This is a genomic window from Microlunatus sp. GCM10028923 (genome assembly GCF_042666975.1).
Lineage (GTDB): Bacteria > Actinomycetota > Actinomycetes > Propionibacteriales > Propionibacteriaceae > Microlunatus.
On record NZ_JBHTFF010000029.1, the window covers coordinates 1 to 16096 of the forward strand.

Annotated in this window: 15 protein-coding genes; 8 read left to right on the forward strand and 7 right to left on the reverse strand. The window is 69.0% G+C overall.

Annotated features, from left to right (window positions below; translation table 11 throughout):
* Window positions 1-133: Fe-Mn family superoxide dismutase (locus ACFQU4_RS37410; RefSeq protein WP_377502376.1), on the forward strand; the 133-nt coding region annotated here is incomplete at its 5' end.
* A gap of 16 nt (window positions 134-149) precedes the next feature.
* Window positions 150-1445, forward strand: coding sequence for an MFS transporter (locus ACFQU4_RS37415; RefSeq protein WP_377502336.1), 1296 nt, complete (start codon window positions 150-152; stop codon window positions 1443-1445).
* A 66-nt stretch (window positions 1446-1511) separates the two neighbouring features.
* Here ACFQU4_RS37415 and ACFQU4_RS37420 read toward each other — a convergent pair whose 3' ends face one another.
* The 6 genes from ACFQU4_RS37420 to ACFQU4_RS37445 form a co-directional block, all read right to left on the reverse strand.
* Window positions 1512-2522, reverse strand: coding sequence for a YdcF family protein (locus ACFQU4_RS37420; RefSeq protein WP_377502339.1), 1011 nt, complete (start codon window positions 2520-2522; stop codon window positions 1512-1514).
* Window positions 2523-2585: 63 nt separating this feature from the next.
* Window positions 2586-3875 (reverse strand): DUF1501 domain-containing protein, encoded by a 1290-nt coding sequence (locus ACFQU4_RS37425; RefSeq protein ID WP_377502342.1) that lies wholly within the window; start codon window positions 3873-3875, stop codon window positions 2586-2588.
* Between the two features lie 34 nt (window positions 3876-3909).
* Window positions 3910-5199, reverse strand: a complete 1290-nt coding sequence (locus ACFQU4_RS37430; protein ID WP_377502345.1) for a DUF1800 family protein — start codon at window positions 5197-5199, stop codon at window positions 3910-3912.
* 63 nt (window positions 5200-5262) lie between these two features.
* On the reverse strand, window positions 5263-6597 hold the full coding sequence (locus ACFQU4_RS37435) for an ATP-binding protein (RefSeq protein WP_377502348.1): 1335 nt from the start codon (window positions 6595-6597) through the stop codon (window positions 5263-5265).
* Entirely contained in the window at window positions 6594-7265 is a 672-nt protein-coding gene (locus tag ACFQU4_RS37440) for a response regulator transcription factor (protein WP_377502351.1), read from the reverse strand. The genes ACFQU4_RS37435 and ACFQU4_RS37440 overlap by 4 nt, the downstream gene beginning before the upstream one ends.
* Window positions 7266-7317: 52 nt before the next feature.
* Entirely contained in the window at window positions 7318-8856 is a 1539-nt protein-coding gene (locus tag ACFQU4_RS37445) for an ATP-dependent DNA ligase (RefSeq protein WP_377502354.1), read from the reverse strand.
* A gap of 300 nt (window positions 8857-9156) precedes the next feature.
* Between ACFQU4_RS37445 and ACFQU4_RS37450 the strand changes: the two genes are divergently transcribed.
* The gene (locus ACFQU4_RS37450) at window positions 9157-9882 is read left to right on the forward strand and encodes a hypothetical protein (protein WP_377502357.1); all 726 of its coding nucleotides are present in this window, start codon (window positions 9157-9159) and stop codon (window positions 9880-9882) included.
* Between the two features lie 9 nt (window positions 9883-9891).
* Here ACFQU4_RS37450 and ACFQU4_RS37455 read toward each other — a convergent pair whose 3' ends face one another.
* Entirely contained in the window at window positions 9892-10203 is a 312-nt protein-coding gene (locus tag ACFQU4_RS37455; protein ID WP_377502360.1) for a putative quinol monooxygenase, read from the reverse strand.
* A gap of 192 nt (window positions 10204-10395) precedes the next feature.
* Here ACFQU4_RS37455 and ACFQU4_RS37460 point away from each other — a divergent pair, with 192 nt between their 5' ends.
* Genes ACFQU4_RS37460 through ACFQU4_RS37480 form a run of 5 tightly spaced genes read left to right on the forward strand, consistent with a single transcriptional unit; the run spans window position 10396 to window position 15797 of the window.
* Window positions 10396-12240 carry an ABC transporter substrate-binding protein gene (locus tag ACFQU4_RS37460; RefSeq protein ID WP_377502363.1) on the forward strand — a complete coding sequence of 615 codons (1845 nt, stop codon included), beginning with the start codon at window positions 10396-10398 and terminating at the stop codon, window positions 12238-12240.
* Window positions 12241-12260: 20 nt separating this feature from the next.
* Window positions 12261-13271, forward strand: coding sequence for an ABC transporter permease (locus tag ACFQU4_RS37465; protein WP_179751022.1), 1011 nt, complete (start codon window positions 12261-12263; stop codon window positions 13269-13271).
* On the forward strand, window positions 13271-14167 hold the full coding sequence (locus ACFQU4_RS37470; protein WP_377502367.1) for an ABC transporter permease: 897 nt from the start codon (window positions 13271-13273) through the stop codon (window positions 14165-14167). Before ACFQU4_RS37465 ends, ACFQU4_RS37470 begins: the two co-directional genes overlap by 1 nt.
* Entirely contained in the window at window positions 14164-15027 is an 864-nt protein-coding gene (locus ACFQU4_RS37475) for an ABC transporter ATP-binding protein (RefSeq protein ID WP_377502370.1), read from the forward strand. Before ACFQU4_RS37470 ends, ACFQU4_RS37475 begins: the two co-directional genes overlap by 4 nt.
* Window positions 15024-15797, forward strand: a complete 774-nt coding sequence (locus ACFQU4_RS37480; protein ID WP_377502373.1) for an ABC transporter ATP-binding protein — start codon at window positions 15024-15026, stop codon at window positions 15795-15797. Before ACFQU4_RS37475 ends, ACFQU4_RS37480 begins: the two co-directional genes overlap by 4 nt.
* Window positions 15798-16096: the final 299 nt, after the last annotated feature.

The following is a 16096-nucleotide window of genomic DNA, read 5'->3' on the forward strand; positions in this document are numbered from 1 at the left end:
CTTCTACCTGCAGTACAAGAACGTCAAGGCCGACTACGTCAAGGCCTGGTGGAACGTCGTCAACTGGGCCGACGCCCAGAACCGCTACGCCGCCGCCAAGACCCAGACCGCCGGCCTGATCATCCCGGCCTGATCGACCGGGCGTTCCGATGAGCGAACCTGCAGGGCCCCGCGACGGTGTTGATCAACGGACGCGGGCCCAGCAGCGCGGGCCGCGGCAGATCGTCGCGGCCTCCATCGGCAACGCCGTCGAGTGGTACGACTGGTACATCTACACCTTCCTGACGCCGATCTTCGCGGCGCAGGTCTTCGCTCCCGGCGACCCGGTGGCCCAGGTGCTGGCCGCGTTCGCGGTGTTCGCGGTCGGCTTCTTCCTGCGGCCGATCGGCGGACTGCTGATCGGCTGGGCCGCCGATCGCTGGGGACGGAAGAACACGCTGACCGCGACCATCCTGATGATGGGTGTCGGCAGTTTGATCATCGGCCTGACCCCGACCTACGAGTCCGCGGGGATCGTCGCGCCGATGATCTTGGTCTTCGGCCGGCTGGTGGCCGGCTTCTCGATCGGCGGCGAGTTCGCCGCGAACACCACCTTCCTGGTCGAGTCGGCACCGCGCGGACGTCGCGGCTTCTTCTCGTCCTTCCAGTACGTCTCCACCACGGCCGGCCAACTGGTCGCGTCCGGCGTGGCGACGATCCTCGCCTTCGCGCTCACCCAGGAGCAGCTGTCCGGCTGGGGCTGGCGGATCGGCTTCTTCATCGGCGCGATCATCGCGCTGGTCGGCCTGGTGATCCGGTTCAGTGCCGAGGAGACCCGGGACGTGCACCAGGGGTTGCGCCGGCCGGGCCTGTTCGAGGCGATCCTGCGGCATCCGCGGGAATCGCTGCTGGTCTGCGGCGTCACCATCGCGGGCACCATCGCCTACTACTCCTGGACCACGTATCTGCCGACGTTCGCCCAGCAGAACGGCCATCCGACCCAGCAGGCCTTGTTGATCAGTACGATCTCGCTGGCCTTCTTCGGGCTGATCCAGCCGATCACCGGGGCGATCTCGGACCGGATCGGCCGGCGGCCGATGCTGATCGCGTTCGCGGCCGCCTTCGTGATCGGGATCGTGCCGGCGCTGGCGTTGATCAGCTCGAACCACGGGTTCGCCGGGCTGTTGATCATCACCCTGGTCGGGATGGTCTTCCTGAGCGGCTTCACCTCGATCAGCGCCGCGCTCAACGCGGAACTGATCCCGGGCCGGGTCCGGGCGTCCGGCATCGGCTTCCCGTACTCGCTGACGGTGGCGATCTTCGGCGGTACGGCCCCGTACATGGGCACCTGGTTCAAGCAGTTGGGCAATCCGGGCCTGTTCGGCTGGTACATCGCCGGGCTCTGCCTGATCTCCCTGATCGTCTACCTCTTCCTCACCGAAACCGCCCACAAGGAACTCGACTAGGTGGCCGTTCGGCAGTGAATTTCCGCCGGTCAGTCCCGGCGGAAATTCACCGAAGTCCTGGTCGGCTCAGCCGGCGGCGATCAGCAGGGCCAGCGGCAGCGGGACGGCGACCAGGGGCAGCAGCACCGCGTGCAGCACCAGGCGCTCGCGCAGGATCGCCACGTACTCCCGGATCATCGCGCTCGGCCAGTAGTAGCCGGCGGTGGGAGCGCCGGCCGCCTGGGCGTCCAGCCCGGTCTTGCGGGCCAGGATCGCGGCCCGCAGCACGTGGTAGTTGCTGGTGACGATCAGGCCCGGCCCTTCCGTGGCCGGGGCCTCGGCGCGGACCAGTTCCCCGGTGTAGCGCAGATTCTGCTCGGTGGTGCGCGACTTGATCTCGGCCCGGACGACCGCCGGATCGACGCCCTGCTCGACCGCCCAGCCGGCCATCGCGGTCCCCTCGGCGATCTTCTCGTCTCGCCCCTGACCGCCCGACATGATCAACACCCGCGCGCCGCGCCGGCTGAACTCGGCGATGCCGGCGCGGATCCGGGAGGCGAGCAGCGGTGGCACCTCGGTGCCGCGGCGCAGTCCCGAGCCCAGCACCATCACCCAGGTGGCCGGGCGGTTCCGGACCAGCCAGGTGTAGAGGCGGCCGTACCCCAGGAAGGCCACGAAGTGGAACCCGAGATAGCCGGCGGCGAGCAACCCGAGCAGCCAGAGCGAGCGCAGCCAGAGCGGCCCGGACAGAAAGACCGGGATGAGGAGGACGACCAGCGCGGTGATCGTCAGGCCCGCCAGCAGGGAGAGCGAGTTGGCCAGGCTGGCCCGCTCCCGGCGCAGCATGACGACGCCGTTCATGATCAGGAAGCCGCAGAGCACCAGGACGAGCAGCGGCGACAGCAGGGCGATCGCCACGATGGTGAAGGACAACAGGTCGACCACGACCAACCCGACGCCACCGAGCACGTTGATCAACAACATCGCCCCGGCCAATAGCCAGTAGGCGTTGCTGAGCCGTCGCGGCTCGGTCCGGGTCCGCCAGACCGCGACTGCACAGACGACGACCGCGATCGCCAACGGCACCAGGAAGATCATCGGCTCCACCGACCCGCATCGGACATCGAGCCAGGATATAGCTTCGGCACAGCGGGAAAGAGGTCAGGTGAAGAGGCCGTCCAGGCGCTGGGAGTAGCCGGCGAGGAGGGGTTCCGAGTCGGCGCCCAGCACCCGATCGAGTACGGAGGCGTAGATCGACCGGAAGTCGGTGCCGGCGCGGAGATCGCCGTCGTCGAGGTCGGTCAGGCTCGGCTCGTCACCGAGGAAGCCGCCGCGAACCCCGTCGCCGAACAGGAAGACCGGGCCGGCGGTGCCGTGGTCGGTGCCGTCGCTGGCGTTGGCCGCGACCCGGCGGCCGAACTCGGAGTAGATCATGGTGACGACCTGGCGGCCGCGTTCGCTGTTGGCCAACCGGTCCCGGAAGCCGGACACGGCGGCGTCGAGTTCGCCGAGCAGCCGCTGCTGGGTGCCGCGCTCGTCGGAGTGGGTGTCGAAGCCGCCGAGAGACACCGAGTAGACGCGGGTCGGGACGCCCATGTCGATCATGGTCGCGACCAGGTCGAGTTGCGCGGCGAGCTGACCCTGGCCGCCGGCCGAGCCGCCCTTGGTCGACTCGTCGTCGCCCTGGTCCTGATCATCGTCCTTTTCGGCCGAGCGCTGCCGTTCCAGGGCCGGGCCGAGGGTCCGGCCGGCCGAACCGAGGTCGGCGTACTGCTTCGCGGCGAGTGACAGCCAGTGATCATCATCGGGGTCGGGCGCGGCCAGGGCCCCGATCGCCGTACCGAGTCCGCCCTGCGGCAGGGTGAGGCCGGACAGCGGGAAGGACGCCGCGGCGAGCTTCTCGCCGGCCAGCAACGGCGGCGTGACGGGGTCGAGCGAGACGGCGTGCAGCGGATCGGTCGTCGTCGCGTCGAGCCAGCGGCCGAGCCAGCCGCTGCGGGTCGGCGCCTCGGGCGAGCCGGTCTGCCAGATGGCCATCGACCGGAAGTGGCTCCGGTCGGCCTTCGGATAGCCGACGCCGCGGACGACCGCCAGGCCCTGGTCCTGCCACAGGCCGTGCAGCCCCTTCAGCCCGGGATTGAGGCCGAGCCCCTCGCCCAGGTCGAGCACCTCGTCCGGCCGGTACGCGAGCTCGGCGCGGGCCTGCTGATACGCGGGATCGGCGGCCGGGACCACGGTGTTCAGCCCGTCGTTGCCGCCGTACAGGGTGATCACCACGAGCACGCCCGCGGCCGGATCGAGCGGCGTCGTGGCGGCGGCCCGGACCAGGTCGGCCCAGCGCACCTGGGTCGCACCGACGGCCAGCGCGCCCGCTCCGGCCACCCCGGCGAAGGCGAGGAACCGGCGCCGGGTCACCGCGCTGACGGACGTGGAGAGCTTCGGCCGGATCATGATCAGTCCTTTCGATCGGAGAGAGGTGTCCGCGTCACAGGGACACGACGTATTCGGGGGAACAGGCGGCGACGGCCAGCCGGATCGGCTTCGGCGCTTCCTTGATCGCCGCCGCGGTCCGCTGCGACACCCGGTCCAGGCCGAGCACCTGCACCGGGTCCGCCGCGGCAAGCTCATCGGCGGCGGCCTTCCCGATCATGGTGGCCACCTCGATCCGGGACCGGGCGGCGGCCGTGGACAGCCAGGCCGGACCGGCCGGCCAGCCGCCGACGCTGGGCGGCAGGAACGGCTGCTGACCCATCCCTTTCAGCAGCGTGATCAACTTCCGCTGCTGCTGCGGCTCCAGCTCGGTCGGCCGGACACCGACGGCCCGGAGCAGCCCGACGCACCACTCGACCGGTTGTTTGATCAAGGTCGTCGCACTCTCGGCGAAGGCCGGTTCCTCGGTGATCGCGGTCAGCACGGCGGTGATGTCGCGGCCGGGACCGTACGCCTCCGTCAGCCGTTCCCGCGCAGCGTCGTCCGGCGGCTCCGCGGCGACCAGCCGGAACCAGAGCCGATCGATCAGGTAGCGGGCGCAGGCCGGCTGGGCGACCACGTGGTCGACGAAGCCGCGGGCGTCGAAGTCGGCGGTCCGGCCCAGGATCGTCTTGTCGCCGGTCGCGTGCTGCTTGGCCTTCAGCTTCGCGATGCCGGTCTTGCGGTTCACCGTCCAGCCGGTCAGCGCGCGGGCCGCCTCCTTGATGTCGGCCTCGGAGTAGTTCCCGTGGCCGAGCGTGAAGAGTTCGAGGAATTCGCGGGCCAGGTTCTCGTTGGCCGCCTTCGCGGTGTTGTCGTTGCCGTCCAGCCAGATCAGCATCGCCGGGTCGATGATCATGGCCCGGGCCAGTTCCCGGAAGTCGCCCCGGCCGGACCGGCGCAGGGTCTCGTTCTGGGCCAGCATCAGCCGCGGGTCGCGGACCTTCTGCAGGCTGGTCGCGAAGTGGCCGTGCCAGAACCAGGTCAGCCGTTCGGCCACCGGGTCCGCGGTCGTCGTCATCCGGTCGAGCCACCAGCTGACCAGTTCGGTGCGGTCCTGGCGGAGCTGCTGCCGCCGGGCCTTCTTCTCGGCCGGGTCGGCGTCCTTCCCGAGCCGTCGGTACGGCGCCAGGTCGGGGGCCGGAGTGGCGGGCGGGTTCCCGCCGCGATCGGTGCCGGGGAGCAGCACCGTCCGCGTCGCCCGCCAGCCCGCCCGCCGGGCCTCGGTCAACTCCTGCGCCGCCGCGCCGAACCCGAAGCGGTCGTAGAGGCGGCGGATCAACTGATCCTCGGTCAACCGTGGCATGCGGTCCACCTTGCCGACCGGACCGGCCGACCTGCGACCGAATCCCGGGTACCTTCAGCAGATCTACAGGTCCCGCACCGGGAGGGTGAGCAGGAACCGGGCGCCGGGGAGCCGGACCGGGTCGACGCAGACCAGTTCGCCGCCGTGGGCGCGGGCGTAGCCGCGGGCGATCGCCAGGCCGAGGCCGGAGCCGCCGGACAGCGTGCTCCGACCCGCGTCCAGCCGGACCAGCCGTTCGAAGATCCGCTCCCGGTCCGCGGGCGGTACGCCCGGCCCGTCGTCCTCGACCGCGACCAGCACCCGGTCGCCGGCCGGCTCGACCGTGATCAGGATCGTGCCCTGATCACCGACGGCCCGGATCGCGTTGCCGAGCAGGTTGCGCAGGATGCCGGAGAGCTTGTCCCCGTCCAGGTACGCCGACGTCGGCGGCCCCTCCGTGATCAAGGTCAGGGCCGGATGCAGCGCCCGCTCCCGGGACACCTCGTCCTCGACCAGCGCGGCGACGTCGAGGTCGGTCCGGTTCAGGTCCACGCCGGCGTCCAGCCGGGCGGCGGCCAGCAGGTCGTCGACCAGGCCGCTGGCCCGGTTGGCCTCGCCGACCAGCAGCACCTCCAGCCGCTGCCGCTCCGCCGGGCTGAGTTGATCTTGGTAGTGCAGCAGCGACTCGGCCGCGGCCAGGATGCCGGCCAGCGGCGTGCGCAGCTCGTGCGCCGCATCGGCGAGGAACTCCTTGCTCCGTTCCTCGGCCTGCCGGGCCCGCACCTCGGCGCCCTCCAGCTCGTCCAGCATCGCGTCGAACGCCGTCGCGGTGCGGCCCAGCTCGGTCTCCGGCTGGGTCGGTTCGAGCCGGGAGCCGCGCCGGCCGCCGGCGATCGTCCGGGCCAGCCGGGCCATCGATCCCAACGGGGCCAGGGAAAGCCGGACGGCGATGATCACCAGGGCGGCACTGATCAGGATCGCCGCGGCCCCGGTGATCAACAACACCTGGCGGAGCACCGACCGGGCGTCGGCGACGACGGCGAGATCGACCGCAAGGGTGACCGTGGCGCCGTCCAGCCGGCCCGGGCCGGCCAGCTTCGTCGTGGTCGCCTTGGTGGGCCCGGGCTGCTCCGCGAGCTCGACCCCGCTGCCGAACTCCCGGCCGTCGCTGAGCACCAGCCGAGCCCGTACCCCGTCGGCCTCGACCCGGTTCACCAGTTGCTGCGGCCGGACGCCGGTCCGGGCCAGCTGCCGGGCGAGCTGGGCCCGGCCGGTGAGCAGCGCGTCCAGGCCGCGTTCGGACTGGATGCCGAAGATCGTGTCGATCACCAGGCCGAGCCCGACCAGCACCGCGACCAGGACGGCGATCACCGACACCGCGACCCGTACCTGCAGGGACCCGGTCCGCAGCCCGGTCACGGCTCCTCCGCCAGGCGATAGCCGCGGCCGCGGACGGTGTGGATCAACCGCGGCCCGTGCCGCTCCAGCTTGCGCCGCAGCGAACTGACGTGCACCTCGACCAGGTTCGGGTCGAAGCCGGAATAGCCCCAGACCGCGTTGATGATCTTGTCCTTGCTGACCACGTGGCCGCGCTGCCCGGCCAGGTAGCTCAGGATCTGCAGCTCGGTGTCGGTGAGCTCGATCGACCGGCCGTCGCGGAGCACCGTACCGGACTCCTCGGCGAGCTCCAGATCGCCGATCATGATCGACGGCCCACCCGGTACGGTGCGCCGCAGCACCGCCGTCACCCGGGCCATCAGCTCCACCATCGCAAACGGCTTGACCAGGTAGTCGTCGGCACCGCCGGCCAGGCCGCGGACCCGGTCCGCCGTCGCGTCCCGAGCGGTCAACATCAGCACGGCCGCGGAACTGAGCCGTCGGATCACGTCCAGCAGCGCGAACCCGTCCCGGCCGGGCAGCATCACGTCCAAGATCACCAGCTCCGGCCGGAGCTCGCCCAGCAGCTGCTCCAGGTCCGCACCGTCGGCCACACCGGTCGCCTCGAATCCCTGCGCCGAAAGGGCAGCCCGCACCGCGACGCGGATCGCGTCGCTGTCCTCGACGATCAGGATTCGGGAGCCCGCCACGGGCACCATTGTGCCCGCCCGGTCCGGACGGGTGGTTTCGTCGCCGTCGGGATCACTCCGGCTCGACCGTGCCCCCGATCGCCAGCACGGTGTCGAAGGTGTCGGCCTGGTCGGCGGTCTTGTCCTCGCGGTAGCGCAGCACCCGGGCGAACCGGAGCGCCACCCCGCCCGGATAGCGGGTCGAGCGTTGCAGTCCGTCGAACGCGATCTCGACCACGGTCTCGGGCCGGACGTAGACGGTGTAGTCGTCGCGGCTCGCCTCGAGCTCAAGGAACCGGTCCGTCTGCCAGGTCAGCAGCTTGTCGGTCATGCCCTTGAACGTCTTGCCGAGCATGATCAACTCGCCGGTGCCCGGATCGCGCGCGGCCAGGTGCAGGTTGGACAGCCAGCCCTTCCGCCGGCCGTGGCCCCACTCGGCGGCGATGACGATCAGGTCCAGCGTGTGCCGCGGTTTGATCTTGATCCAGGCCGAGTCGCGACGGCCCGCGGCGTACGGCGCGTCGAGCCGCTTCACCACCACGCCCTCGTACCCGTCGGCGACGGCGGTCCGGAACACCTCGGCCAGCTCCGGCTCGGAGTCGCAGCGCCGCCGCGGCACGATCAGCTCGGCCGGCAGCACCTCTTCCATGATCCGGATCCGCTCGGTCAGCGGCTCGTCCAGCAGGTCGCGGCCGTCCAGGTGCAGCAGATCGAAGAAGAATCCGCGCAGCGGGGTCCGCACGGCCTGCGCGGGTACGTCCAGCTGGGACCCGGTCCGGGAGGCGATCACCTGGAAGCTCTCCGGCTTCCCGTCCGGCCGGAACGCCAGCACCTCGCCGTCCAGCACCATCGTCTCGTACGGCAGCGCGGCGACCGTGGCGCTCACCTCCGGCAACCGGTCGGTGATCTCGTCCAGCGACCGGGTGAACATCCGGATCGTGTCGCCGTCCTTGTGCACCTGGACCCGGATCCCGTCCAGCTTGTGATCGACCAGCAGCGGCAGCCCGGCCTTCCCCACCGCCTCCGTCACGTCCGGCGCGCTGGCCGCGAGCATCGGCTGGATCCCGGTCCCGACCGACAGCCCGACCTGCTCCAACCCGGCCAGGCCGCCCTCGACCAGCACCCGGGCCGCGGCCGTCGTCGACGAGGTGAGCATCGCCGCCCGCCGCACCGCCGCCACCGGCACCTCGTACGCGACCGCGAGGCCCTCCTGCACCTGCGCCTCCAGCGCGCCCTGCCGCAGCTCGCCCGAGATCAGCCCGGCCAGCAGCCGCTGCTCCGGCTCGGTGGCCCGGCCGAACAGCTTCGCCACCAGCTCGGAGCGACGGCCGGCCGACCCGGCCCCGGCCAGTCCGGCCGTGGCCTCGAAGATCACGTCCACCTCGGACACGGTCAGCGTCGCCTCGGCGGCCGGCGGCGGCGCCTTGCTGACCGTACGCCAGCCGATGCCGGTCCGCCGCTGCCGTAGCGAGCCGGCCAGGTAGGCCACCACGATCTCGATCTCCGCCGGCTCCGCGTCGCGCAGCACGTCGGCGATCACCTCGCGCTTCGCGATCCGAGATCGCGTCGCGGCCATCGCCGCCGACGCCGCGGCGACCCGTTCCAAGAGCATGAGCGCAGTCTTGCAAACCCCGCCGACAGCCGGGGCCGGTTCGACTCCCGTACCCACGGGCCGGAACGTCCTCACCGACCCTGGGTGATCATGATCAGCACGACTAAGCTGACGGGTATGCGCGGGCCCCTGGCAGTGGCAGCCGCCCTCGCCATGCTCGCTTCGGGTTGCGGGGGCCAACAGGCACCACCTCCTGCCCCGCCCCCGCCACCGAGCACGTCGGCCGGGCCTCTGTCGAAGGATGCCTACCAGGCGCAGCTGTCCCGGACCGAGCGGCGCATCCGGAGCGCGCTGGACTCCGTGATCGCGGCGAAGTCGCTGGCGGAGCTCGAGGTCACAGCCCAGCAACTCGCGGAGGTGGCTGCGGCCGAGAGCGAAGTCTTCGACGCGATCCGCGAACCCCGGTCACGCCAGTCGGCCAACGCGTCGCTGTCCCTGATGCTGAGCGATCTTGAATCCGCCGGGGTCTGGGATCGCGAGCCGAACGAATGCCGGATCGTCCCGACCAAGACCGCGCATCTGGCCGCGGAGAAGCACCGGATCTACTCGCTGGCTGCGGAATACGGAGTCGTGGAGACCACGTCCGCCGCCAAGGAGTACGCCAAGATCGGGTTCGTCTGGGGTAAGGAACTACTGCCCCCCGAGCCACCGGATCCGGAGCGGAAGAATCACCGAGCCGCACATGGTGAGTTCCTGGAACGCAGCGGCACCCGAGGACCCCACCGGCTCGTGATCATCAGCCACAGTGACCAGGACGCAGTCGTGACCGTGGCGAGGAAGGATCCCGGAAGCCCGCTGGCCAGCATCTACGTCAGGGCCGGTGCTTCGGCGACCGTGAAGGGACTGCCGGCCAGCACCTACCGGGTGTTCGTCAAGACCGGGGCGAACTGGGACGGAGGTCGAGGGGATTTCACCCGAGACTGCAGCTACGTACGGTTCACGGAGAAGTTCGGCCCGCCGCTCGACTGGCAGATCTACGTCCTGGATTTCTGGGGAAAGGATGTGGCCGAGACCGAACCCTTCTGACCGGCCGGATCAGAGGGCGCCCTGGTCCGGGGTGCCGAGCGGGATCGGGGTCATCCGGGTCACGACGGTCGGCGCGGCGAGCAGTCCCTCGATGCCGGCGCCGAGCACCTTCACGGCCGTACCGGAGCCGTGGGCGTCCAGCTCCTCGACCGTGGTCCACTTCTCGATCATGGTGATGGTGCCGTCGGCGGCGTCGTGGATGGCGTACAACTCACAACCCGGTTCGGCATGGACGGCCTCGATGCCGGCGCGCATGGCCTCGGCGAGCTGCTCCTTGGCGCCCTCTTTCGGATGGAACACGGCGGTGACGACGACGGTCATGGGGCGCTCGCTTTCGTGAATCGATTCGACAAACCGGGCTCGATTATGACCCACCGCGGCGCGCCCGTTCGGCCCGGCCCGGGCCAGGTATCAATCTGTATCCAAAGCCAGTCGGGGCATTGACAACCGAACCGGTTAAGTGGTGAGTTTGGCCTCACTTGGAACCAATGCCGCCTTCAGGGGAGGACGACGATGACCGATCCCACGCACCAGCCAGACCGAGGCGATGGCCCGGATCCGGCCGGTGACCATGATTCGAACTCCTGGGGGACCACGATGGAGTCGAGTCGCCGCCGATTCCTGGCCCTCGCCGGGATCACCGCGGGAGGCGCCGCGGTAGGAATCGGAGCCGCCGGCTGCGGCACCGCACAGACGGGCAACCGGCCCGGCGGTACGGAGAGCAAGGGCCGGCCGGGAACCTCCGGCGAGACCTTCTTCGTCGCCGGCTTCCAGTGGGGCCCGCCGACCAACTTCAACCCGCTCGGCCCGTCGCCGGCGTGGCCGTCCACCGGCGGCCAGATCCAGTTGATCTACGAAACCCTGCTCCGGTTCAACATGCTGGACGGCAGCCTGCAGCCCGGTCTCGGCAAGGAACTCGTCGAGGTCGATGCCCAGACGCTCGAAGTGCCGCTGCAGGACGGCACCAAGTGGCAGGACGGGTCGGAACTCACAGCCGACGACGTCGTGTTCACGTTCGAACTGGCCAAGGACAACTCGCTCAGCTACTCCAATGTCTGGGAATACCTGGAGTCGGTGACCGCGAAGGATCCGCGGACGATCCAGTTCAAGGCGAAGTCGAAGCCGTTGAACCTGCTGCCGGTCCGCAACGCGATCGCCACCACGGTGATCATCCCGAAGGCCGTCTGGAGCAAGATCGACGCCAAGAAGCTCACCTCCGACACGAACCTGGAGCCGGTCGGCAGCGGCCCGTTCAAATTGGAGAAGGCCGACCAGACCCAGATCAGCCTGGTCCGCTTCGACGACTACTGGGGCAAGGAGTTGTACGGCGTCCCGGCGATGAAGATGATCAACCACCCGATCTTCCGCTCCAACAACGACGGCGACCTGAAGCTGGAGAGCGGCGAGATCGACGCCAGCCAGCAGTTCACCGCCCAGATCTGGAAGATGTGGGAGAAGGGCAAGCCGGTCGGCACCTGGCTGAAGCAGAAGCCGTACTACCTGCCCGGCAACACTCCGCTGCTGCAGATCAACAACAAGGTCAAGGGTCTGGACAACCCGATGGTCCGGCGCGCGATCGCGTTCGCCATCGACACGCCCAACATCGCCAAGACCGCCATGTCGGACTACTCCGACCCCGCCAACGCCAGCCTGATCCTGCCCACCGGGTACGAGGAGAAGTTCTACGACCAGGCCGCCGTCGACGCGCAGGGCTGGAAGTACGACCCGGACGAGGCGGTCCGGATCCTCGAGGAGGATCTCAAGGCCACCAAGGGATCCGACGGGATCTACAAGCTGCCCGACGGCACCCGGCTCGGCCCCTGGACGGTGATCACGCCGACCGGCTGGTCCGACTGGCAGACGGCCTGTGAGGTCGCCACCAAGAGCCTCAAGGCGGTCGGCATCGACGTGGCGACCGAGTTCCCGCAGGCGCCGCAGGTGACCTCGAAGATGCAGAACGGCGACTTCGAACTGGCCTGCTGGAGCGCGTCCGGCGTCAGCCTGGCCAGCCCGTGGTCGCGGTTCCGGGACCTGATGGACAACCGCGGTGCCGCGCCGCTGGGCAAGACCACGTTCTACAACTTCATCCGGTTCTCCGATCCCGAAGTGCCCGGCCTGCTCGACCAGGCCGGCGCCGCCACCAGCGACGACGAACGGCGCGAGGTCTACCAGAAGCTGGACGCGATCTTCCGGGAGAAGGTGCCGGCCGTTCCGCTGATGTACCGGCCGCTGGAGTTCTACGAGTTCAACGAGACCAACTGGGTCGGCTTCCCAACCTCGGAGAACGCGTTCGCACCGCCGATGTGGCAGGGCGCCGGAATCCAATGGCTGTTCAAGTTGAAGAAGGTGGGAACCTAGGCGCGCGGGGCACATCCTCCATGGTTTTCGCACGCTATCTCGGCCGCAAGCTGCTCTGGTATCTGCTGGCCCTGATCATCGCGCTGTTGCTCAACTTCCTGCTGCCCAGGCTGATCCCCGGCAACCCGGTGGACACGATCGTCAGCCAACTGGCCCGGGGCGGCGGCACCGGTGGTGATCAGCTCCGGCAGATCCACGAGACGTTCATGCGCGAGTTCGGCCTGAACGAGCCGCTCTGGAAGCAGTTCTTCATCTATCTGGGGCAGTTGGCCCAGGGCAACCTCGGCACCTCGTTCGCCCAGTACCCGGCCAAGGTCAACACGCTGGTCGGCGACGCTCTCCCCTGGAGCATCGCGATCCAGCTGCCGGCGATCTTGATCGGCTGGCTGGTCGGCAACGGGCTCGGCGCCATCGCCGCGTTCAAGGGCGGACACTTCGACCGGGGCGCGTTCCTCGGCTCGCTGTTCCTGTCCAGCATGCCGTACTACTGCCTGGCGATCCTGCTGCAGTACATCGTCGGCGTCTCGCTCGGCGTGATGCCGATCAGCGGTGCCTATTCGCTCGGTCTGTCACCGGAGGCGACGTTCGCGTTCTTCGGCGACGCGATCACGTACTTCTGGTTACCGTTCTGGTCCCTGGTGTTGATCTTCATCGGCGGCCAGGCGATCGGCATGCGGTCGATGGCGATCTACGAGCTCGGCTCCGACTACGTCAACTACGGCCGCGGGCTCGGGCTGCGTGACTCGACGATCGTCCGGTACATCTTCCGGAACGCGATGCTGCCGCAGATCACCGGGCTGGCCCTGTCCATCGGCGGCATGATCGGCGGCGCGTTGATCACCGAGCTGGTGTTCAACTACCCCGGCCTCGGCACGTTGCTGTTCAACGCCATCAGTCAGAGCGACTATCCGGTGATCCAGTCGATCACCTTGTTGATCACGCTGGCCGTGCTCGCCGCGAACTTCTGCGTCGAGATCGCGTACGGCATCATCGATCCCCGGATCCGAGCAGCCCAGAGTGGTGATCGCTGATGAGAGCCGTGAACTTCACCCCGCGTTTCTGGTTCGCCAGTGTGCTGATCGGGATCACCGTCCTGATCGCGCTGTTCGGCCCGGCGGTCGTGCAGACCGACCCGAACGCCGTGATCGGCGGCCTGTACGACCCGCCGCAGGGCTTCGGGCCGTTCCTGCTCGGCACCGACAACGAGGGCCAGAGCGTGATCGCCAATCTGGTGTACGGCACCCGCACCTCGCTCATCGTCGGCCTGATCGCCGGCTCCATCGCGACCGCCATCGGCCTGGTGATCGGGCTGATCGCCGGCTACCGGGGCGGCCTGCTCGACGACATCCTGATGGGGGCCACGAACATCGCGCTGGCCATCCCCAGCATCGTCGTGGTGATCTTGCTGTCGATCGCGTTGAACAACCGGTCGATCCTGACCCTGGCCGTGGTGATCGGCGTGACCGGCTGGCCGTGGACCGCCCGCGCGGTCCGGGCCCAGGCGACCAGCGTCCGGACCCGGGAACACATCGACGTCGCCCGGTTGTCCGGTGCCCGGTTCTGGTCGATCCTCGGCTGGGACGTGCTGCCGTACCTGCTCAGCTACGTCGTGATGGCCTTCGTGCTGCAGGTGTCCGGGGCGATCCTGGCCGAATCGGCGCTCAGTCTGCTCGGCCTCGGGCCGGCCGGCGGCACCGTCAGTCTCGGCCTGATGCTCTACTGGGCGCTGACCTGGGGCTCGATCCGGAACGGCTACTGGTTCGCCTTCATCCCGCCGACGGTGATGCTGTCGATCGTGGCGTTCTCGCTGCTGTTGCTGCAGTCGAGCCTGGACGAGGTGTTCAATCCCCGGCTGCGTCGAGGAAGGGCGCGCAAGATCAAGAAGGCCGTCGCCGATGCCGTACCCGCGGAAGGACGTCCGAAATGAGCCAACTGCTGCGCGCCACCGACATCCACGGCGTCTACCGGTCGGGGTCGGCCGAACTCCATGCGGTCGACCACGTCTCGCTGTCGCTCGACGAGGGCGAGGTGCTCGGCCTGGCCGGCGAGTCCGGCAGCGGCAAGTCCACCCTCGGGTCGATCATCTCCCTGACCGCCCGGCCACCGCTGTACGTCGACAACGGCGCGCTCGAGGTGGACGGGAGGGAGCTGCTCCTGGACGGTACGCAACGGATCCCCCGGACCTGGCGCGGTTCCGTCGTGTCGATGCTGCCGCAGGGCGCGATGAACTCGATCAGCCCGACCATGCGCGTCCGTGATCTTGTGGTGGACGTCGTGAAGGCCCATGATCGTTCCGCAAAACGGAGCGAGGCGATCGACCGGGCCCGGGACCGCTTCGAGACCCTCGGACTGCCGGTCCGAGCCCTCGACGCGTACCCGCATCAGTTGTCCGGCGGCATGAAGCAGCGCACCGTGACGGTGATCTCGACCCTGCTCAATCCGCGGATCCTGATCGCCGACGAGCCGACCTCGGCGCTCGACGTGACGTCGCAGAAGGCCTTGATCGACATGCTGCTGGACATGCTGGAGAAGAAGATCATGTCCGGCGTCATCTTCATCACGCATGATCTTCCGGTCCTGCGTACGGTCTCGAACCGGCTCGCGATCATGTACCGCGGCAAGATCGTCGAGACCGGCGACACCCCGGAACTTGTCGACGATCCGCAGCACCCGTACACGCGGGCCTTGCTGGGTTCGGTGCTGGTGCCGGAGCCCAAGTACCGCAAGATCAGGATCGAGGGCATGAAGGGCTTCGAAGACGCCCCGACCACCGGGAGGACGACATGACCGGGACCGAGATCTTCACCGCGAGCAAGATCAGCCGCACCTTCGGCTCCGGCCGAAACCAGGTGACCGCGGTCGACGATGTCACCTTCTCCCTGGTGGAGAAGGAGATCACGACGATCGTCGGCGAGAGCGGCTCGGGAAAGTCGACCATCGCCCGGATGGTGCTCGGGCTGCTCCCGGTCAGTTCGGGCACGATGACGTTCGACGGCAAGGACGTGACCAACCTGTCCACGACGGCGCGGATCGCGTACTGGCGGGATGTGCAAGCGGTCTTCCAGGACCCGTTCTCGTCGTTCAACCAGTTCTTCACCGTACGCCGGCTACTGAACCGGTCGCTGCGGATGCTGGACCGGGTGTCGGCGAAGGAGCGCCTGGAGGAGGCCCTCGGCCACGTCGGGATGGACCTCGACGTCCTTGATCGTTTTCCGCACCAGCTGTCCGGCGGCCAGCGGCAACGGATCATGATCGCTCGAGCCCTGATGCTGCGCCCGCGCTTGCTGATCGCCGACGAGGCGACCTCCATGCTCGACGCCTCCCTCCGGGTGAACATCCTCAACGTCCTGACCGACCTGCGCGACGAACTGGGCATGACCGTCCTCTTCATCACCCACGACATCGGCCAGGCCTGCTACCTCGCCGACAAGGTGCTGGTGATGGAGAACGGCGTCATGGTCGAGCAGGGCCCGACCGACGACGTGATCTTCAATCCGCAGCACGAGTACACGCAGCGCCTGCTCGCCGACGTGCCGCGACTCCACGAATCCGCCTGACCTGGTCGGGAGGCGAAGGCGAGGGCGGCGCCTGGGGCCTGTCCGCGGACAACCCTCCGCACGCGCCCGATAGGGGGTCCCGCGATTCTCGCGTCGCGGGCTCCCGCCAACTCCGCGCGCAGCCAGCACCACCTCGGCCAACATCGAGTGGAACGCTTGACCGCCCCACAGCCCGGCGGATTCACGCGGTTGTTGCAACACCGATTGGATCTGTTGGGTTCGACAGTAGTTGGTTGAGTGCTTCTGCTGGGGTGCGCCAGTCGAGGGTTTGGCGGGGTCGGGCGTTGAGTTCGGAGGCG